The organism is Paenibacillus sp. LBL (genome assembly GCF_029893715.1).
In the GTDB taxonomy this organism is placed as follows: Bacteria; Bacillota; Bacilli; order Paenibacillales; family Paenibacillaceae; genus Paenibacillus_AQ; species Paenibacillus_AQ glucanolyticus.
Genome location: NZ_JARXYU010000001.1, coordinates 655,229 through 675,473, shown reverse-complemented (window position 1 = coordinate 675,473; position 20,245 = coordinate 655,229). Strand labels below are relative to the sequence as shown.

Annotated in this window: 15 protein-coding genes; 11 read left to right on the top strand and 4 right to left on the bottom strand. The window is 50.8% G+C overall.

The window, feature by feature from the left end; genetic code table 11:
* Positions 1-913 precede the first annotated feature (913 nt).
* Both M2277_RS03200 and M2277_RS03195 read right to left on the bottom strand, forming a co-directional pair.
* A complete protein-coding gene (locus M2277_RS03200; RefSeq protein ID WP_280754303.1) occupies positions 914-2,275 on the bottom strand; it encodes a dipeptidase in 1,362 nt (453 codons plus the stop codon).
* Between the two features lie 99 nt (positions 2,276-2,374).
* Positions 2,375-3,298 (bottom strand): LysR family transcriptional regulator, encoded by a 924-nt coding sequence (locus M2277_RS03195; RefSeq protein ID WP_280754108.1) that lies wholly within the window; start codon positions 3,296-3,298, stop codon positions 2,375-2,377.
* Between the two features lie 164 nt (positions 3,299-3,462).
* Between M2277_RS03195 and M2277_RS03190 the strand changes: the two genes are divergently transcribed.
* The 4 genes from M2277_RS03190 to M2277_RS03175 are packed head-to-tail and all read left to right on the top strand — an operon-like array spanning position 3,463 to position 8,135.
* A complete protein-coding gene (locus M2277_RS03190; protein WP_148246731.1) occupies positions 3,463-4,584 on the top strand; it encodes an extracellular solute-binding protein in 1,122 nt (373 codons plus the stop codon).
* Positions 4,585-4,593: 9 nt separating this feature from the next.
* Positions 4,594-6,306, top strand: coding sequence for an ABC transporter permease (locus M2277_RS03185; RefSeq protein WP_280754107.1), 1,713 nt, complete (start codon positions 4,594-4,596; stop codon positions 6,304-6,306).
* Between the two features lie 54 nt (positions 6,307-6,360).
* Positions 6,361-7,440: an ABC transporter ATP-binding protein gene (locus M2277_RS03180; RefSeq protein WP_036641503.1), complete on the top strand. Its 1,080-nt coding sequence runs from the start codon at positions 6,361-6,363 to the stop codon at positions 7,438-7,440.
* Positions 7,437-8,135: a metallophosphoesterase gene (locus M2277_RS03175; RefSeq protein WP_006211893.1), complete on the top strand. Its 699-nt coding sequence runs from the start codon at positions 7,437-7,439 to the stop codon at positions 8,133-8,135. The genes M2277_RS03180 and M2277_RS03175 overlap by 4 nt, the downstream gene beginning before the upstream one ends.
* Before the next feature lie 46 nt (positions 8,136-8,181).
* On the opposite strand, the gene M2277_RS03170 is transcribed toward M2277_RS03175, so the two are convergent.
* The gene (locus M2277_RS03170) at positions 8,182-9,066 is read right to left on the bottom strand and encodes a cupin domain-containing protein (protein WP_280754106.1); all 885 of its coding nucleotides are present in this window, start codon (positions 9,064-9,066) and stop codon (positions 8,182-8,184) included.
* A gap of 161 nt (positions 9,067-9,227) precedes the next feature.
* The gene (locus M2277_RS03165; RefSeq protein ID WP_006211890.1) at positions 9,228-10,397 is read right to left on the bottom strand and encodes an MFS transporter; all 1,170 of its coding nucleotides are present in this window, start codon (positions 10,395-10,397) and stop codon (positions 9,228-9,230) included.
* Positions 10,398-10,596: 199 nt separating this feature from the next.
* On the opposite strand from M2277_RS03165, the gene M2277_RS03160 reads away from it, so the two are divergent.
* The 7 genes from M2277_RS03160 (at position 10,597) to M2277_RS03130 (ending at position 20,233) form a co-directional block, all read left to right on the top strand.
* Positions 10,597-10,941, top strand: coding sequence for a winged helix-turn-helix transcriptional regulator (locus tag M2277_RS03160; protein WP_006211889.1), 345 nt, complete (start codon positions 10,597-10,599; stop codon positions 10,939-10,941).
* A gap of 146 nt (positions 10,942-11,087) precedes the next feature.
* The gene (locus M2277_RS03155; protein ID WP_280754105.1) at positions 11,088-13,361 is read left to right on the top strand and encodes a helix-turn-helix domain-containing protein; all 2,274 of its coding nucleotides are present in this window, start codon (positions 11,088-11,090) and stop codon (positions 13,359-13,361) included.
* Between the two features lie 338 nt (positions 13,362-13,699).
* Entirely contained in the window at positions 13,700-15,316 is a 1,617-nt protein-coding gene (locus M2277_RS03150) for an ABC transporter substrate-binding protein (protein WP_063480273.1), read from the top strand.
* 10 nt (positions 15,317-15,326) lie between these two features.
* Entirely contained in the window at positions 15,327-16,238 is a 912-nt protein-coding gene (locus M2277_RS03145) for an ABC transporter permease (protein WP_006211888.1), read from the top strand.
* Positions 16,238-17,167, top strand: a complete 930-nt coding sequence (locus M2277_RS03140; RefSeq protein ID WP_036641450.1) for a carbohydrate ABC transporter permease — start codon at positions 16,238-16,240, stop codon at positions 17,165-17,167. Before M2277_RS03145 ends, M2277_RS03140 begins: the two co-directional genes overlap by 1 nt.
* A gap of 203 nt (positions 17,168-17,370) precedes the next feature.
* Complete coding sequence (locus tag M2277_RS03135; protein ID WP_280754104.1) at positions 17,371-18,423, top strand: autoinducer 2 ABC transporter substrate-binding protein; 1,053 nt, start codon at positions 17,371-17,373, stop codon at positions 18,421-18,423.
* Positions 18,413-20,233 (top strand): cache domain-containing sensor histidine kinase, encoded by a 1,821-nt coding sequence (locus M2277_RS03130; protein WP_063480272.1) that lies wholly within the window; start codon positions 18,413-18,415, stop codon positions 20,231-20,233. The genes M2277_RS03135 and M2277_RS03130 overlap by 11 nt, the downstream gene beginning before the upstream one ends.
* The last annotated feature ends 12 nt before the right edge of the window (positions 20,234-20,245 follow it).

Below are 20,245 nucleotides of genomic sequence, written 5' to 3'. Positions count from 1 at the left end.
TGTGAATTGGACCTTTCTAAGCCAATAAGATCCTGTCGGCCCGCTAACCAAGCGCGTGATCTGGGCATGGCCTGCTTTCGCAGTAATTTTTGGCAATCCTCATGTGACCTCGGTATAGTCTTTTTGCTGGACATTTTTGGAAGTGATCGCATGATTTCGATATGGTCTGTTTGCTGGTCATTTCCTGGGAATAACGGACCTGAGAGCCGCTATTTTAGATAAAATAGCCTGATTTTGAGACTAACGGACAGGAAGGCCGTTATTTTTCTGAAAAACGGGTGAAGTTACCTCTAAATCTGGGAATAGCGATCCTCAGGTCCATTAGAATTGTGAATTGGACCTTTCTAAGCCAATAAGGTCCTGTCGGTCCGTTAACCAAATAGAGGAGGAGGGGAGGTAGAGAGTAGAGGTAGAGAGTAGAGGTAGAGAGTAGAGGTAGAGAGTAGAGGTAGAGAGTAGAGTGTAGAGAGTAGAGGTAGAGAGTAGAGTGTAGAGTGTAGAGTGTAGAGAGTAGAGAGCAGAGTGTAGAGGTAGAGAGTAGTGAGTAGTGAGCAGGGAGTAGGGAAGCGGGGGCAACGAACGGATGGTTCAACACAAAAAGAGGCTAATAGGCCCACGGCGCACAGCCCATCCCCAAACGTTAGCGAGTGCGTCCCCCCCACAGCCCAGCCCCCCAACGATAGCGTGTGCAGATCGCAGCACTGCGCCCTACTGCACTACCGCCCACGCTGCGAGTGCAGAATCACAGCACTCGCAGCGTTTTCCATGCAAAAACAAAGCAAGAGGGCTGAAGTGTACACCTCAGCCCTCTTGCCTGTGCAAACGATGGAGTCTCCCGAAGGGAGACAAAATCTTAGTTGACTCTTTCAGTCATGAACCGCCGACGGGCGGTAACTGTACTGCAGAAGCCTTCTTATACCAGCTTTAAATACTCCACTGCTGTCAGCAGCCCTTTATCGAAATTCTCCAGATTAAAATGCTCATTCGGAGCATGCAGATTCTCATCCGGCAAGCCGTAGCCCATCATGACCGCAGGGGCGTTCAATGTGCTGGACAGCTTCTCCACGATTGGAATGGAGCCGCCGTCCTTCGTGAACAGGGCACGTGTGCCGTACACATTCTCGAAGGCATCCGCCGCTTTTTGCAGCATCGGATGGGATGGATCGATGTTGAAGGCAAACGCTTTTTCCTTCGGTTTGAACGTTAGCTTCGAACCGACCGGAGTGTGAGCATGCAAGTGTGCTTCAATTGCGTCGAGAACTGCTTGCGGATCCTGGTTCGCCACCAGGCGGCACGTGATTTTGGCGTGGGCTTCCTTCGGAATGACGGTCTTGCTGCCCTCGCCCTGGAATCCGCCGTACACCCCGTTCAGCTCTAACGTAGGACGTGCACCTACCCGTTCCACGAAGGAGAAGCCTTCTTCACCATACAGGGAATCGAGGCCGAGATCCCGCTTCAGCTTCTCCTCGTCAAATTCCTGCTTGGCAAATTCCTCGCGCATTTCCGGGGACAGCTCAAGTACGCCGTCATAGAAGCCTTTGACAGCGACACGGCCTTGCTCATCATGGAGCGAGGAGAGCAGGGAGACGAGGGCATGCAGCGCGTTAGGCACCCCGCCGCCATATGTACCGGAATGCAGGTCGGTATTGGCTGTTTCGAGTGACAGCTCCAGGGAGCATAATCCGCGGAGGCCCGTAGAAATAGCCGGTTTACCAGGTGCGAGCAGGGACGTATCCGAGATCACAATGGCATCCGCCGCAAGCTTGTCCTTATTGTTGTCGAGATAGAGCGGCAGGTTTGGACTGGATACCTCTTCCTCGCCTTCGATACAAAACTTGATGTTGACCGGAAGCTCCTTCTCCTGTTTCAAAATAGCTTCGACAGCTTTGACATGCAGGAAGAGCTGTCCTTTGTCGTCCGTAGCGCCGCGCGCGTACAGCTTGCCGTTGCGAATATCCGGCTCAAACGGCGGAGTTTCCCACAGATGCAGCGGGTCTACCGGCTGCACATCGTAATGGCCGTATACGAGTAGGGTCGGCTTGCCTTCCGCATGCAGATGGTCCGCCGTAATAATAGGGTGTCCTGCCGTCTGATGAACCTCGACATGCTCAAGCCCAGCCTCTCTAAGCTTGCCAGCAAGCCATTCTGCTGCCTTGGCAACGTCGCCTTTGTGCTCGGACAGGGCGGAAATGCTCGGAATGGACAACCATTCCTTCAATTCGTTCAGATGGGTTTCGCGGTGTTCAGCGAAATACGCTTTATAATCAACACTCATCATTTAGGATCCTCCTTGGATTAACATTGGCATACCAGAATGCCGCACCTTACTATTCTACCCCTTTTTAGAAGAATACGAAATATGGCGGAATGAAACTTAAAACTGATCTCGAACATGATTCGTCTGTTGAGATGAAAAATTGTCCAGGAGATTTCTCCAGAACATTCGCAGTGCCGGACTAATCAGTTTATTGCGGTGCCGAACGGCATAGATCTGGCGTTCAGGCAGCCAGGACGGGATGGGCCGCGAACGAAGTTTGCCCTCTGCGAGGTCCTCCTGAATGGCGGCTTCTGCAATCATGCCATACCCGAGACGGTGCCGCACCGCTGATTTCAGTGCCTCGGTACCCGAGATCTCCATCGAAACCTGAAGCTGCAACCGATGTTTGTCCGCCCAGCGGTCAATAAGCTGCCGGCTAATGGAGCCCGGTTCATGGGATACGAAGGGATGTCCGGCCAGATCCTCCGGAAACAAATCTTCTGAACTCCCGAAGGGATGGTCCGGCGCGAATATAAGCACGAGATCATCATGAATCAGCGGCTGGGCGATGAATTCAGGGTCCTCCACTTGCGTGTTCGAGATGATGCCGACATCGAGCTCATATTTTTTGATTTTTTCGAGAATATAGGCTGCCGGACGGACATCCAGCATGATAGACAGCCCTGGATAATTGAGCTTCAGCTGCTGCAAGAGCGGCGGCAACAGATAGGTGGCTGGCGTATGGGTGCTGCCAATGGCGAGAACCCCCGCGGCCGTTCCCCGGTATATGTCCATTGTCGATTCAGCTTGCTCGGACAGGGAATGGATCTGTGATGCGTAATGATAGAAGGCGTGGCCGGCTTCCGTAAGCTTGATGACATGATAGGACTTGGTATGAAACAGAGCGATGCCAAGCTCTTCCTGCAGCTTGTTCAGATGGAAGGTGACGGTTGGCTGGGTGATGCCAAGCTCTTGAGCTACAAGGTACAGCTTCTTCAGCTCCACGGTGAGCACAAACACTTTTAATTGCTGTAAGTTCATGGATTACATCCTTTCTTCCAGTTTTATCATCGATATTATTAATCTTATCCTTTATTTGATAGATATTATTTAACTCTTTGTTAACGCAGCGATAATTTTTAATTGAATCTGGGGCGTTATGCTGAAATGGAATCAAGAAGGCCAATTCGAAACAGGAGGGTGACATGAAGAAAAAGACAGGTTTCAAATATGGGATGTTGTTTGCATTAACCGCACTCATGTGGCTATTGTCGGCATGCGCGCAATCCGATGGACAGCAAACGGTCCGATCGGGAGAAACCACCGTACCCATCGCCAGCGGAAGTGGGGCTTCGGGGCAATCGGAGGTGTCCTCAGGTAACGACAAGGTTGAAGACACCGGGGAAACGATCTATTTATACGGAAATGATTTTGTGGATTTCATTGCTCCGAAGTTTATGGAAGAGACAGGCTTCAAGATTGAAGCCGTGCATTATGGCGGTGGAGAAGCATTGGCCAAAATAGAGGCCGAGCAGGGGAACCCGCAGTGGGACGTACTGATGATGGACGGTCACGGATCGGTGCGAAATTTAGCTGACCGCGATTTTCTGATGACAGGCTGGCAGCCCCAGAATCTGGGGAATCTGTCCGAGAACGGGAAGGCTTATGTGCCGGAGGATTTCGCCTATTTCCCGGTCGGCATTCATGCAGCTGGCGTGATTGCTTATAACACGGATCGGGTATCGCCAGAGAAGGCTCCGACCACATGGGAACAATTTTTTGACTATGACGGTCCAGTCGGTCATGCAGATCCTGCTGTAGCAGCGCCTGCCTATCCACTCGTATCTGCGTTTTTTGAACAGTGGGGCGTAGCGGAGGCGGAGCAGAAATATGCGCAGCGTTTTGAGAAGGGACTTCATGTCTATCCCAAGAACGGCCCGGTAGGCAAAGCCTTGTTAAGCGGAGAGATCGAGGTTGCGGCACTTCAGGAGCACAATGCTTATGAACTGAAACTTGCAGGTGAGCCCATTGAGGTGATTTGGCCGGAGGAGGGGGCACCCGGGAGCCTTCGTGTGGTAGCGATCAGCAAACAGGCCAAGAATCCGGCTGCGGCCAAGGCGTTTGTTGAATATATGCTGAAACCCGAGACACAGCAGATGTTAACGGCGCTGGATTCAACGGACAGCTTCTTCACGCCGCTGGTTGAAGGTGTGCCGGCACGAAGTGAACGTGAACCAAACGGTGCCTTTATGCTGCCTTCTGCAAAGTGGGCCTCCGAGCATGAAGTTGAGATCAAAACCTGGTTTGCGGATCAGAACGTAAGGTAGGCAGATTACATGAATACTTCGGAAGCTCGCTATGGAGGCGGGGTAACCCTCCTCCTGTTTGTTTTTATTTTTTTGCCGCTGCTCGCCGTTCTGATCAACGTGATATTTCCCGGACTCTTTTTCGGGCAGATTCAGTCCAGCAGCCTGGGTTTGATCGGAGAAATATTTCATCGTCCGCTGTGGAAACAATCCCTCCTGAATTCAGTCACATTAGCGCTGGGAACGGCCACGTTTGGTACGATCATCGGAGGCGTTCTGGCTACTATACGGGCAAGATGGAATTTTGCCGCAGCGAGGTTGCTGGATATGACAGCTTGGGTGCTGCTGATCGCTCCCTCCTTCATGATTGCACAGGGCTGGGTATTGTTTGCGAGTGCGGATGGACTGGTTCATCAGTGGCTGGGTCTGAAGTGGGTTACCTCGTTCATTTTTCAACCGGCCGGACTAGTGTTTGTCATGTCGCTTAGTAAGTTTCCGCTGGCTTATCTGGCTATCATGGCCGCATCGGAATGGAATATCCGGCAGTTTGGTTACGCGGCCAGACTGAACGGCGCCAAGCCGTTCACCGTGTGGAGAACCGTCGAGCTGCCATTGGCGCTGCCTTCATATGCAGCGGGCTGGACCTTGGTTTTTATGGATTCAATCGGCGATTTCGGGCTGCCTGCCGCATTGGCAACGGTGTATAAATTCCCCACGCTGACCTACTCCATTTACTCGGCTATTTACCAGTCGCCTGTACGTTTTGATATGGCGGGAGTGCTGGCCTTTTACCTGGTCTTGATCCTGGCACTGGCGATGACTCTGCTTATGGTGACCCTTCGCAAATCCAGATTTGACTTTCTGAATGCGAGAGCCGTCAAGCTGGAGAAGGTGAAGCCGCGTTTTGCGTGGATTTACAATCTGTTGATTACGGTTTTTCTTGTTGTGAGCCTCGGGATTCCGATTGGGACGAGTGCTGCGGTATCTCTGCTGAAACAGGCAGGCGGCGGCCTGAATGCGGGTAATTTTACGCTCGATCATTATCGTGAATTATTTGCAGGGCAGGCTGGGGACCACCGGCTGCTGGGTTATCTGGAAGGAATGTATCATTCACTTGCCATTGCTGCCGCTGCCGCATTGTTTAGCATGCTGATCGGGTTTGTTGTTGCCTATATGCTGACCTTCACGGAGTCGAGGCTAAAACCGCTGCTTCAGCTGTTCTCTATCGTTTCATTGGCAGTGCCCGGTGTTGTTCTGGGAATTGGCTATATCTTTATATGGAATCAAAAATGGCTGGAACCGCTCGGTTTGCACTTGTACGGAAAGCCTTCGCTGCTCGTGATTGCGGGCATAGCCGGTGCCATCCCCTACGCGGTCAGGGTCCAGCTTGGAGCGTTCGGCAATTTGTCCAGCACAATGCTGAAGGCAGCCGCTATCCAAGGGGCAAGTGTATTCGAGCGGATGCGGGATATCGTACTGCCCATGGTGCGTCAGTCGTTGCTTATTGCAATTCTGGCTTCGTTTGGAACCAGCGTGTTTGATTTGGCCCTGGCCTCGATGCTGAAACCGGCTAATTATTCGTTGATGCCGCTGGTTATCGATAGAGCTTTTGAATTCTCGCGCTATGGCTATGCTACGGCTGCTACCGTGGTAAGCTGCGGTACCGTGGTGCTGATCATCGTATTGCTTCAAGCAGTGGGGCGTCTTGTATTTCGATGGCTGGATGGCAAGAAATCGCGGTAGATGGAATTGGTTGTCGATAGAGTGTGATCAGACTTGGAAGGGATGGAGAGCGGAATGATCTTAAGGGTAAAAGGCGTATCGAAATCATTCGGCTCACAGCAAGTATTGGAGCCGATCACGTTTGAAGTGGGGGAAGGAGAACGCATCTGCATTCTCGGTCCATCGGGCTGCGGGAAATCGACGCTGCTGCAGATGGTTGCCGGACTTCAGCGCATAGATTCAGGCGAGGTGGAGATGGCGGGTGTCACCGTGGAACGGGGAAGGCACTATGTTCCCCCGGAGAATCGGCCTATCAATATGGTGTTTCAGGATTATGCCCTATGGCCGCATATGACGGTGAAACAGAATATGGAGTACGGGATGAAGCGCCGGAAGCTGGACACTAAAGACAGGGCGGATAAATTGGAACGACTCCAGTCGCTTCTGAAGCTGGAGGGCTTATTGGACCGCCTTCCCGCCCAGCTGTCGGGTGGACAGCAGCAGCGCGTCGGCATCGCAAGGGCCCTGGCAACAGAGCCCAAGCTGCTGTTGATGGACGAACCGTTGTCTAATCTGGACGTTAAGCTTAGAACGGACATGCGCGGTGAACTGGCGAGACTGCTGGGGGAGTTATCCATCGCTTCCTTGTATGTGACGCATGATCGTATGGAGGCATTCACGGTGGCGGATCGGATTCTGATTTTGCGGGATGGACGAATTGATCAATTCGGGGAGCCGAGGGTGTTGTTTGAGAGACCGGCAAGCCCTTGGGTTGCGCAGCTCATGGGATATCACAACCGGCTGGAAGCCGAGCTGGCCCGGAATGGGCAGCCTGAAGCCATACTTGCCGGGCGTCCCATTGCCGGACTTCGCTCAGGCGGGGATATGGGAGACGGCAGAGCCGTGATAATGATCCATCCCGAATCCATCCGGATATGCAGCGAAGAAACTTCGGCAGCAGGAAGCCTGCTGAAGGTGACGGTGGTACAGACGGTGTACGAAGGGACAAGATGGAGAGTCATTGTGGAAACGGCAGATCGGCAGCCCATTCATTTATTCCATGATTGCACGGTGGATGCCGGAAGCGAATTGTGGATACGACTGTCTCCGGATCAAACCATGATATATGCAGACAGCAGCATGCTAGCCCCATGAGCCAGGTGTACGCTGTTTCGGATGTTCATGGTTACGGTCATCTGCTGCAAGCTCTTCTGCTGCATGTGCATTATGATCCGAAGGTGGACCGCTTGTTCCTGCTTGGGGATTATGTAAACAAGGGACCGGATTCAGCAGGGACACTGGATTATGTGAAGGAGCTGTGTGATTCCGGTGCCGTTGCGCTTCAGGGAAACAACGAACGCAAATGGCTGCATCAACGGCCGGAACAAGCTGGGCTTGCGGCTTCCCGTTTCATGAAGTATCAGCAGTTCATTGGAACCATGCCGTTATGGACCGAGTATAAACAATATGTGTTTGTGCATGCAGGGATTCGGCCGGGCATTCCGCTTCATGCACAGAGCCCGGTAGAATTAACGGAGATTCGTGAGCCGTTTCTTCTGTCCCCCCGATGCATGGACAAAGTTATTGTGTTTGGTCATACTTCTACGTTTCGTTTGGGTGTACCGCCAGAGGAGCTCTGGCATGGAGACGGTAAGCTGGGAATCGATACAGGTGCAGGCCACGGATACTATTTAAGCCTGGTGAATCTGACCTCTGGCTTACAGTGGTCCATATCGGTTAAACAACCTGGGAGCATTACGTGCCGGAAGATGAAAATAACGGGAGCATTCGGCCTTCCTGAATATATTACTCCATTTCAAGAAGAAAAACGCAGCATCACGGACGAATAGTGATGCTGCGTTTGACAATGGAAGACCTAGATCACTGCAGCATGGATCAGAATTGATCCCAGCCGTTTCCGATCAGTTGACGCTGCAAGAAGGGCAGCTGCTGCTGCTGTTGGATGAATTGCTGCCGCTCCTGTTCTCGTAATTGCTGCTGCGAGCGAAGCTGCTCTTGCTCTTGAGCCTGCGTTCGCTGTGGATCAGCAGCATACGCTCCATGCTGCGGTTGTTCCTGTGCCTGAGATTGCTGCTGGAACAACTGCTGCTGTTGCTGCTGTTGATATTGCTGCTGTTGCTGCAGCAGCTCATAGTCACGGTTCACAGGGCTTCCTTGATGGTAGTAGTGCTGGTTGTGATGTGACGGCTGCTGCTGCATCGTCTGGCCCTGCACCTGCCCTTGGTGCATGCAGTTCTTAGGCGGCCCGATTACAACCGTATCGGTAATAGGAGCGAAGGCCTCTTTCACTTTGGCTTCATCCAGGCAATACGTATGGGCGAAGACATTGGCCGGGGTTAATCTGAAGAGGTCGGAGCCAGGAATGAATTCAGGCACAGGCGCATCAAAGATGGCTATCAGATGGGTATTGTCAGCCGTCGCCATTTCATAATGCCACCAGCCTTGAGGCACAAGCGCGACCTGACCCGGCATGACCGGGAAGTTCAGCAGCTCCTTGGTGAACGGATTAATGATGGAGACGATGGCCGCTCCGGAAATGACATACACCAACTCGGATGCATTCTGATGAGTATGCGGTTCGACCACATTCCCGGTGCTGAGATGAATATCCAGCAGAGAAGCGTTGCCGAGCGTGTTCAATTCTTTTACCGAGAGTGAATTAATATAGTTTTGATTGTCTTTTTTGAAAATTTGGTTATTGTTCAGATCATAAGTATAACGAACAGATGGAGAGGTGAAATCCATATAAGAGACTGCCACGGTGATTCCTGCCCTTCATAATGTAATAGGCGTTGACCCATAGGATACGTTATTCGGATGGGCAAACATCCGTGAGCCCATTTTCGACAAGGCGGCAGCAAGCCACCCGTTAGCCGGGTGGCTTGCAATAATGTAATAGGAAGGGGGAAGCACCTTACCTGTCAGGTCGATTGTGGCAGCAGCTCTCTTTTACCGGCAGCGAAACTGATAAGTCCGGCTGCGAGACCAAGAGCGAGCACAACTCCTCCGAGCCATGGATGGTATTGAAGCGTGGATGTCGTGTTTAACATGAAGCCCCCTGCACCCGCTCCTGCAGCTAACCCGAAGTGAACAACGGAGGTGTTCAGGCTGAGAATCAGATTGGAAGAGCCCGGTGCCCGCTGGATAAAATAACTCTGGACAGCGGGACCTGCCGCAAACATGGACAGTACCATGATGCTTATCAGCATGAGTCCAATGAGCGACTTGCCCGAGAGCAGCGGGAGAAGAGCAAATACCCCAATATGAATGAGTGTACTGAGGGTGATCACTCTGGATGGCCCAAACCGGTCGATAGCATACCCACCCAGCTTGGAGCCGATAGCCCCAAAGAGACCGAATACCAGCATCATGAGACTGATGCTTGAAGGCTTGATATGAAAAATATCCTGGATAAACGGGGTAATGTACGTGAACAGCACCGAATTGCCGGATTCCCGGAAGAAGGTGAGAAACAGGGCGCTCAGGATCACTACACTTCCCAGCACTTTGAACTGCTGATGAAAGGGAACGGCCGCGTCCCCTTCGACATCCGGCAGGAGCTTGGCAAGGACAAAGGCAACCAACAGAGTGAGCAGAGCCAGCAGCAGGAAGATGGATTGCCAGTTCAGCATATTGGTTATCGTGATGCCAAGCGGAACTCCAAGCACCATGGCGCTGCTGAACCCGAGAACGATGGTACCGATCGCACGGCCCAATTTATCCGGGGGTACCAATTTGGCTGCGGTTCCCATTGCAGCAACGAGATACACCCCTGAGCTTATCCCCAGGATGATGCGAGAACCCATAAGCAGCCATACATGGCTGCTGGCATAGGATGCGAGACTGCCGACAATGAACAACAGAAGCGAGCCGAGCAGCACCTTTTTACGGTTGATTCGCGATGTGAGCGAAACCAGAAACGGTGTCCCGATGGCAAAGGCAAGTGAATACGCGGTGATTAACTGACCGGCAAGCGCCAGTGAAATATGGAGATCGTCTGCGATTGCATACAGGATACCCGAAACGATCAGTTCAGAGGTGGCGGTAAGAAAGACACCAAGCGCTAATAAATATATCATGAATGGTTTCATGTAAATTCATCCCTTCGGTTATGGCATCCGGTCTTGCGAATCATGGCTAGCACATGCTGCAGCCGGTTTAGGAAATGCTCGAGATCTCGTTGTGTTTGTATTATAAGCAGAGTACATTTATTATGTAAGAAGGCAAAGCAATTGGACATTATCCAAACATTTTGATTAACTTACTATTCGTAAGCGGTGGGGTGAGGCTGTGGAACCCGTTAGGGAAGAGTTTCAGGAAAAGCCAGCGTTCAATCATATCTGTTCGGTGCTGCAAATTCTTGGTGCCAAATGGGCGTTTCTTGTCATCGCGCAGTTATCCCAAGGACCGAAACGCTTTAACCAGCTTCATCGGGATGCAGCTATCATCAAGACACAATCCTTAACGGATGTGCTTCGACATTTGGAAGGCAGCGGTATCGTAAGGCGCGAGGTTTTCCCTACGGTGCCCGTGTCCGTGGAGTATTCCTTGACGGAGAAGGGGATGGATTTTCTGGACTCTTTGAAGGAAATGGAGAAGTGGGCGGAAAAATGGGGCGTGGAGCAATCCTCATAAGGTTGATAAGTGAAACGATACGGAGTTTAAAAACTCATTTCTTGTTGTTGATGACAGGAAATGAGTTTTCTTTTTTTTGAGAATTTCGTATTCTTATAGATAACATTTTCAGATCTGGAATGAAGTGATGGGGAGGGGGCTGCCGCTTGCGAATCCATAAGATAAACCTGCTGACCAAGCTGTTGATTTCCTATTTGCTTGTCCTGATGTTTCCCGTGATCGTCATCCTGTGTTATTACTATCCCTATTCGGCAGACGTAGTGAAAGAGAAGGAGATGGACTGGAATGCGCATATTACGGAACAGTTCATGACATCAATGGATACCTTTACCCGGTATGTGTACAATCTGCCGTTTGAGCTGGTACAGAATCGGGAGTTCAAGATGTACAAAGCGGAGGAAAGCGACTACCAGCGGGTCATCATCGCCAATGAGATGAAAAAATACAATGCAACCGATGCGTTTATTTACAACACCTTGCTGTATGTGAAGAACATCGGTTATTTGTTTTCCAAAACTGGAAGCGCATACAGTACGGAGGATCTCTCCATTCCTGGGGTCGGCTATTATTATGAAAACTGGGAGCACCAAGATATGATACAGACCCTGAATGATCTCAAAGCCCCTGTCGTCCGGCCGGTAGAGAATGTGGTTGTGCCTGGCAACAATCGTGTCAGAATGCTGACCTTTGTGCAGCCGCTTCCGGTAGGAGGCACCCATTCGCCCGGAGCCGTTATGATTATGGTAAAGGAAGATACGATTGTCCGCATGATGAAGTCTGTTTCAGAGATTTATAGCGGCGATTTCTTTGTATTTGACGGCCAGGGAAGGAGATTGGTCTCTTCCAATGAGACGTCCTACCAGTCTTCCGATGATTTTCGGGCGCTTGTGCAGGGCATAGGGGAGGAACGTTCTCCCACCTCCGGCATCTACGCGATCAGTGGATCGGACTATCTGGTATCCCACTCGGTTTCAGACAAGAACGGCTGGAAATATGTCAGTCTGCTGCCTGTATCTCAATCTCTGAAGGGCATTCGAACGATACAGCTGAACACGGTTGTTCTTGTCGGACTGATTCTGCTGCTCGAAGTGTTCATCATCTATGTATCCATCCGTAAAAATTATCAGCCGATTCGGCGTCTGGTTGACCTCGCTGTTCATGTCTTCGAGCCGCAGGAGCGAAGGCCGATGAATGAAATTGATACGATCAAGTACACGCTGGAGGAGCTTTCACAAGCGAATAGCAAGCTGGACGAGCATGTGAAGGGATCTTTGCCGATCATGCGGGACAACCTGCTGTTCGAGCTGGTGAGCGGGCATTATGCAGACTGGGAGGAATGGGAACAGGAAGCCGGAAGGATAGGCATTAGGTTTAAATATGAACACTTTACGGTTGCCGTGGTATGCTGTGAATCGGATGCCGGAGCAACCGAGAAGATCTTGGCGTGCTGCCGCAAATACGAAGAGCTGCTGCCGGACGGGGTGCAGACCTTCTTCTTCAAGAGCATCTATCAGCATGAGCTGATTCTGGCAAGCTCCCATGAGAGTGATTTCCCCCTCGAATCCTGTCTTGAAAGCATGCAAGAGTCATTGTTGAAGCACAATGGACTGCGAACGGTGATTGGCATCGGCAAACCTGTACGAGCACGATCACCGGTGGATATTCATGTGTCGTACCTGCAGGCGCTTCGGACGGCGGAGTTTCTGCGGATACGCAAAACCGGTTCGGTGCTGATATTTGATGACATGGAAATTCCCCAATCAGGCGCCGTATCCTATTTTGCCGAAATCCTGCAGTCGCTTGAGCTCTCGATTCTGAAGAATGATGCCGCGATGCTGGCTTCCTTGTCGGAGCGTATGATCGGGTATTTAAGCAATGACAGTTTACCGCCGCATATGATCCGAAGTGTATACCTGAACACGGTTACAGTTATCTTCAACGGGCTTCAGCGGTTCCGTCATGATGATCAGAGCCTCTTGCGGCTGACCGATGCCGCGTTCAAACATCGCTATACGCTGGAGCAGATGATCGGAATCATCCGGGAAAGCTGTTCCAAGCTGTGCGATATGATCAGCGAGACGCTGCCGCTTGCCCGTCCGGCTACCCAAGAGGCGATTCTATCCATCATTGCGGAAAAAGGAATGGATCCGAACTGCTCGCTGCAGATGATGGCCGATTATTTTGATATGTCGGTCTCCAACTTCAGCCATCATTTTAAGAAAACGATGGGGCAAAATTTTAAAGAGTACATTGATCAGCTTCGGATTCAAAAATCCATTCAGCTTCTGCGAGACAGCGAAGAGACGCTTGAAGCTATATCTCAACAGGTGGGGTACACCAGCACCTCGAGTTTTATCCGCTCCTTCAAGAAGATGGTGGGTACAACGCCCGGACAATATCGGAATACACATAAAGCCTGAACGAAAGACCGTTGATGCCGAGATCCACGGCAGCCTCCAAGCGGTCTTTTTGTAAACTTATGCCCTTATATTCCGCCTCGCACGATTTCTTTTCGAAGATGAAAGAGCTTCAATTTTTGAATATATGCAATATTTGAATCCTTCTGGCCGACAGGCAACGGGTGCGGTTGTTGATCCGATAAATATAAGCGCTTTCAAAAAATGAAGATCCTTAAAAAACTGTACGTTTACGCAGCTCGTCACCTCCAATTAGAGTGAAATGTGTCCGCAGGCAAGGCGAAATTCAAGGCTGCAATCCCTATGGATCAGACCCACAAACTAAACCAGGAGGTAATGAAATGAAGAAAAAGGTAAACGTTTTCATCTCTTTTATCGTCATCACTGCACTGCTGTTAACGGGATGCAGCGGAGCCGGAGACGACCATAACGAATCGGCGGAATCGCCCGGAGACGCATCAGGCAAGAAAGTGAAGTTGACAGCTCTTATTACCAAGCATCCCCTTACGAAACCTCTTGCTGAAATGGAATGGCTGCAGAAGGTTGAGGAAGCGGCAGGCGTGGAGATCGAATGGCAGGAAATCACGGCCGACTGGGGACAGAAAAAAGGAACGATGCTTGCCAGCGGCGATACCCCCGATCTGTTCATCGGGCCGAACGTCATTACAGATGCCGATTTCGCCCAGTTCCAGGGACTGTTCCAGGATCTGTCCAGTATGCTGGATCAGGCACCCAACGTACAGACTATGTTTAATGAAAAACCGGATACCAAAGTGATTGCAACGCAGTCTGACGGCAAAATATACGGTCTCCCGAAATATCAGCGGTTCTGGCCGGCCTCGGCCAGCAGGCAATTCATTAACCAGCAGTGGCTGGATAACCTCGGACTTGGCATGCCGACAACGTGGGATGAATTGTATGAAGTGCTCGTGGCATTCAAAGAGAAGGATGCCAACGGCAATGGCAACCCGAATGACGAGATCCCGATGGATTGGCCGGGAGGCATCGGCGGATACTTTAATCCTGCTGTTCTTCTCGGAAGCATGGGCATCACGCTGACGGACGGCAGCGGGCAGGGCTATTTTGTGGAAGATGGGCAAGTGAAGAATTTTCTGACCGATGATCGGTACAAAACGATGGTTTTGTTCCTGAACAAGCTGTACAAGGCGGGGCTGATCAATCCGGAAGTGTTCACCCATGATTATACAAAATATCAATCTATCGCCCGCGGTGAAGGAGACACGGCCAAGGTCGGCTTCACCTGGGGATGGGTTGCCTCCGACCGTTTCGGTGAGCAGCTGGCACCGCAGTATGCTTCCATGCCGCAGCTCAAAGCATCCGCGGATTACAACGGAAAGCTGTCATGGAGCTATGACTATTACTCCCTGAATTATGGGCCGAACCATATCGTCATGTCCGCCAAGACCAAGAACAAGGAAGCGGCCATGAGATTCATCAATGAGTTATATGCGCCTGAGGTGGGAATGCAGGTGCTGTTTGGCTCCATCGGTCCGAATATTAAAGATAACGGTGACGGTACATATGCCGTTCTGCCTCCAGCTGATGCCAAGATGGACCCGGGTACATGGAAGTGGACCTCGACGATGGCGGATAACGGCGCTTTCTATATACCGGATTCCTTAAAGCTGACACTCGGTACCGATATGCAGGAGGTGCTGGGACAATCGGAGCCACTGGAGCCTGCATTAGAGGTTGACCCTGACAAGGATGTATTCCCCGGCATGTTCATCAAATATTCCACCATCGACAACAACACCATGAGCCTGAACAACACCAACGTGATGAACCTGGCGGAATCCAGCTTTGCGAAATGGGTAACCAAGGGCGGCGTTGAAGCGGAGTGGGATTCGTATATCAAGGAGAGCCAGAAGGCTGGCCTGAAGCAGAATCTTGAGATTATGCAGAAATATTATGATGATTACATGAATCAAAACTAGGAGGGAGGATATGGAATCCCGAAAAAGACGGAACACCTTCAGACGTGATTATCAGCTGTGGATCATGATTTTTCCGGCTATCATCGTCATCCTGCTGTTCAACTATATTCCCATGTACGGAATCCAGCTTGCATTCCGAGATTATGACTTCAGCCAAGGCTTGACCGGAGGCGAGTGGAGGGGGTTTGCCTATTTTCAGCAATTCATCGACAGCTACTTGTTCACGGATCTGATGCGAAATACGTTTCTAATCAGTCTGGCAACGATCGTGCTTGGTTTTCCGGCACCGATCCTGCTGGCCTTGATCCTTAATCAGATTCGCAGAAAAAGAATGAAACAGCTGATGCAGACAACAGTCTATTTGCCCCATTTCATATCCATCATCGTGCTGGTCGGCATGCTGAATGTGCTGTTATCCTCTGAGACCGGGGTTGTCGGCCATTTCATGAAGGCGCTGGGACTCGGTCATATTAATCTGCTGGCCTCCACCTCGACCTTTATCCCGGTGTATGTGCTCTCGGACATATGGCAGCACTGCGGATGGAACAGCATTATCTATCTCGCAGCCCTGTCCACCGTGGACCCCCAGCTGTATGATGCCGCCAAAATCGATGGAGCCAGCCGGTGGCAGACGATCCGGTATGTCGACATACCTGCGCTCATACCAACCATCATCATCCTGTTTATTCTCAGCATGGGGAATATCCTTGGCACCGGCTTCGAGAAAATATTCCTGATGCAGAATCCGCTGAACCTTCCTGTCTCTGAGGTCATTGCAACATACGTTTATAAAATTGGGATCATATCGAATCAATTCAGTTTGGCCTCGGCCATCGGCTTGTTTAATACACTCATCAATTTTGTATTCCTGTATGCGATGAACACCATCTCGAAGAGAATGTCCGAAACGAGCCTATTCTAATGCTTGGGAAAGGAGAAACGGTTGTGGAACATGAATATACCAGAAAGCGCGTCAATGGCAAGGAATTGATGTTCAGAATAACATTGGCATTTCTGTGTGCTTTTATTTTTCTTCTGGTCGCGTACCCGCTCTATTTTATCGTGATTGCTTCCTTCAGCGATTCCACGCTGGTGTCGACGGGGAAGGTCATGTTTATCCCCAAAAACATAAGTTTTTTCGGTTATCAGGAAATCTTCAAGGATATGCGGATCTGGACCGGCTATCGAAATACGTTGTTTTATACGGTCTTCGGCACCCTGATTAATATGCTGTTTACGCTTCCGGCAGCGTACGTGCTGTCCAGAAAAGAGTTTCGTGCAAGGCGGATTATCATGTTGATTTTTGTCATTACGATGTTTTTCAACGGAGGGCTGATCCCCACATACCTGCTGATGAAGGGGCTTGGTCTGACCAATACGATATGGGTGTTTATTCTCCCGTTTTCCGTGAATGTGTTCTATTTGATCATTGCCCGGACGTTTTTTGAGAACTCGCTGCCGCAGGAGCTGCACGAAGCGGCCGTCATGGACGGCTGCTCGCACTTCACCTTTTTTTTCAAAGTGGCGTTGCCGCTGTCCAAAGCCTTGGTATCCGTCATCGGGCTCTATTATTTGGTTGGGCACTGGAATGATTTCTTCACGGCTCTGATCTACATTCGGGATACGAAACTGCAGCCGCTGCAAATTGTTCTGCGGGACATTCTGCTATCGAATCAAGTATTCTCGAGCGGTGCGGGAACAGGGGGAGATGCAGGAGGATACGCTCAAAGATATGCTGACCAGATTAAGTATGGCGTCATTATTGTATCCACGCTTCCGATCCTGCTTATATATCCGTTTATGCAAAAATACTTCGAGAAAGGCGTTATGATCGGCTCTATCAAAGGGTAACTGGTTACGAATACTTGCAGCTGCTGATAAGGACAGAGATCCCCTTCGGGGGATCTTTGTCGTTCATGAGAATCACGGAAATTGCGAACAAGGGACGTACAGGTAACGATTAGCACCCTCGATATAACAAATGTCACCTTCAAAACAGCAGAAACATTTGTTACAATCTATCCAAATTGATGACGCGATAAGGAGTGGGAAGTTTGACCCGCAAAACGATGACGATGGTGCTGATGTTTTTACTCTTTTTTGTAAGCGCTTGCCACAATCAAAAGCAGGACCGTTATGATGTCATCTATCGAATGGAACCGGTAAAAGCGAGCTCATCTTCTTCCATTGAGGATAAAGAGCCCCGTCCCTTTACGATCGGCATCGTTCCCAAGGTGACGGGCATTCCTTACTTTAACGTGGTGGAAGACGGTGCTGTGGAAGCGGCCAAGGATTTGAACGTGAACGTAATCTACGATGGTCCGCTGATTGCCGATGCCGAGCAGCAGATCAAAGTTATCGAAGACATGATCAAGCGAAAGGTCGATCTGCTTGCGATATCGGCTAATGATCCTAAGCGGCTTGTGCCCGTGCTGACCCAGGCCAAGGAACAGGGAATCCGGGTTATCACCTGGGATGCCGATACCCTGCCTGAGGCCAGGGAGCTGTTCGTGAATATGGTGGATCCCGAGACACTCGGCCGCCATCTGCTGGATACGCTCGCCTGGACGATGGGAGAAGAAGGGGAATACGCCATCATGACCGGCGCTCTTTCCGCTTCAAACCTGAACGAATGGATCAAATGGATTCGTTATCAGCAGACGCATTATTATCCTGGCATGGAGCTGGTGGAGATTGCGGCAACGGATGATAATCCGCAACAAGCATACGAGGTCGCCCGGGAGCTGCTTAACAAGCATCCTGATCTGAAGGGGATCATCGGCAATTCCTCGGTAGGACCGCCGGCGGCCGCACAGGTGGTCAGCGAGACGGGCAAGAAGGGCGATATCAAGGTGGTTGGCCTGTCGACACCCAATCTGATGAAATCCTATCTTCAGGACGGCTCCGCCCAGATGGCGACACTATGGAGTCCGAAGAAACTGGGGTATCTGACGGTGGTAATTGCCAAGAATTTGCTGGAAGGCAATCTCCCTGTCCATGGCCAGGAAATCGAGAATGTAGGCAGCATCCGGTTCAACGGGGATGTAGTCATTATGGGCGAGCCGCTTGATTTCACAAGAGAGAACGTGAGCCAATATGACTTCTGAGAGACGGCGGCGGTTAAGGTTTAACCATTACAGGCTGAGCACGAAGCTGATTCTGACCTATATCGTGTTAACCGTGATTCCGATGGCTGTGCTCGGAATCTTCTCCTTTATCCAATATAAGGAATCCATCGAGGAACAGATCGGGGAATACATGCCGCGATTTTTGAGACAGGCGAACGCCAATATCGACAATCATATTGCGGATGTGATGGCGATGCCCAAGCTGCTGCTGAATTCGGAGAATACACTGGCGATCCTGCGCAAGGATTCCTACCAGAGCCAGGCGGATCAGAACAAAGACCAGTATGCGGTGAATAATTATTTGACGCGGACGTACCTGAACGGGAGCAATAGCGACATTCTAGGCGTATTTGTATTATCCAGGAACCGGCTGTTCCACACCTCAAGGATCCCGTTTACCGGTCTGGATTGGGAGAGCATGCTTACGCCGTATGGTCAGGACATGGATTTGAGAGGGAAGGAAAAAATCATTCTTCCCAGCGAGATCAAACTCCGGTTTGACGGGGATATCCCTTATGTCATGATCATGAAGCAGATTCAGGACACGGACAACCGCAAGGACCTGGGTACCATGTTTATAGCGGTGCAGCTCACATTCATCGATCGGATCCTGCTGGACTTCGAGCAGAATGAGGATGCCGAGATTGCCATGGTCAGTCTCAAAGGCGAGGTCATCTACCACACCCGTCATGAGCTTATCGGATCGATGGATATGGCGGTTCATGAGTATCCGATCTGGAACGGGAGCTTCAGGGAAAGCCGGAGCGAGAAGCTGATCAGTGTAACGGAATCGCAGACATTTGACGGAATTCTGGTTCACAGCATTCCCCTTGAGGATCTGACAGCCAGAACGGATTGGACAAGAACACTCAGCATTATGATTTTTAGCGGATTTGTGATCGTGACGACCTGTTTGACGGTTGTGTTTGTGCTGCGTGTGATGAGCCCGATCAAGAAGCTGATTCATCTGATGAAGGAGGTCGAGCGCGGGAAATTCCAGGTTGGCTTGAACATGCAGCGACAGGATGAGGTAGGCATTCTGGTCCGCAGCTTTAATTCGATGATTGCGACCATTCGGGAGCTGATTGAGAAGAACTATGATATCAAAATCCGGCAGAAAGAGGCAGAGCTGTATGCGCTGCAATCGCAGATTGATCCCCACTTTATGTACAACACGCTGGAGACGATCAGCATGGCCGCAGAGGAGGGAGAGAAGGAAGCCGTTGTGGGCATGGTGACACAGCTTGGACGAATGCTGCGGTTCTCGGTAGGCAACAAATCGAGGTTTGTCCCTGTTCGGGAGGAGCTGCAGCATGTCATGGACTATTTGACGATCCAGAAGTTTCGTTTTGAACAGCGGCTGTCGTTTGATATCCGGGAGCCTCACGATTTGGAGTTGTATTATACGCCGAAATTCATCGTGCAGCCGATTGTGGAGAATGCCGTCAAGTATGGACTCGAGTCCCGTGACAAGCTGATTGTCGAAATCCTTGTAAGCAGGGAGCTTGGTCTGCGAAGCGGTATGGAGGATATCGTGATCAAGGTCAGGGATAACGGGCCCGGGATTCCCTCCAGGCGGCTGTTGGAGGTGGAAGAGTCGCTCAGGCAGCAGACCCTCACAGGCAAAGATTCAGAGTTCGGACTGGGGAACGTCAACACCCGGATTGTGATGATGCATGGGCCTCATTATGGCATGCAGCTGCACAGCGTTGAAGGGAAGGGGACCGAGGTCACCCTTCGAATTCCAATGATCCGTTTAGAGGATGTATCTGATCTTGAACAAGATTGAGCAGGGAGGGAC

Excerpts from the sequence above, each read along its gene's own strand:
- M2277_RS03180 (WP_036641503.1), top strand. The coding sequence starts at position 6,361 with ATGATCTTAAGGGTAAAAGGCGTATCGAAATCATTCGGCTCACAGCAA.
- M2277_RS03145 (WP_006211888.1), top strand. The coding sequence starts at position 15,327 with ATGGAATCCCGAAAAAGACGGAACACCTTCAGACGTGATTATCAGCTG.
- M2277_RS03130 (WP_063480272.1), top strand. The coding sequence starts at position 18,413 with ATGACTTCTGAGAGACGGCGGCGGTTAAGGTTTAACCATTACAGGCTG.
- M2277_RS03140 (WP_036641450.1), top strand. The coding sequence starts at position 16,238 with ATGCTTGGGAAAGGAGAAACGGTTGTGGAACATGAATATACCAGAAAG.
- M2277_RS03195 (WP_280754108.1), bottom strand. The coding sequence starts at position 3,298 with ATGAACTTACAGCAATTAAAAGTGTTTGTGCTCACCGTGGAGCTGAAG.
- M2277_RS03185 (WP_280754107.1), top strand. The coding sequence starts at position 4,594 with ATGAATACTTCGGAAGCTCGCTATGGAGGCGGGGTAACCCTCCTCCTG.
- M2277_RS03175 (WP_006211893.1), top strand. The coding sequence starts at position 7,437 with ATGAGCCAGGTGTACGCTGTTTCGGATGTTCATGGTTACGGTCATCTG.
- M2277_RS03150 (WP_063480273.1), top strand. The coding sequence starts at position 13,700 with ATGAAGAAAAAGGTAAACGTTTTCATCTCTTTTATCGTCATCACTGCA.
- M2277_RS03165 (WP_006211890.1), bottom strand. The coding sequence starts at position 10,397 with ATGAAACCATTCATGATATATTTATTAGCGCTTGGTGTCTTTCTTACC.
- M2277_RS03190 (WP_148246731.1), top strand. The coding sequence starts at position 3,463 with ATGAAGAAAAAGACAGGTTTCAAATATGGGATGTTGTTTGCATTAACC.
- M2277_RS03200 (WP_280754303.1), bottom strand. The coding sequence starts at position 2,275 with ATGAGTGTTGATTATAAAGCGTATTTCGCTGAACACCGCGAAACCCAT.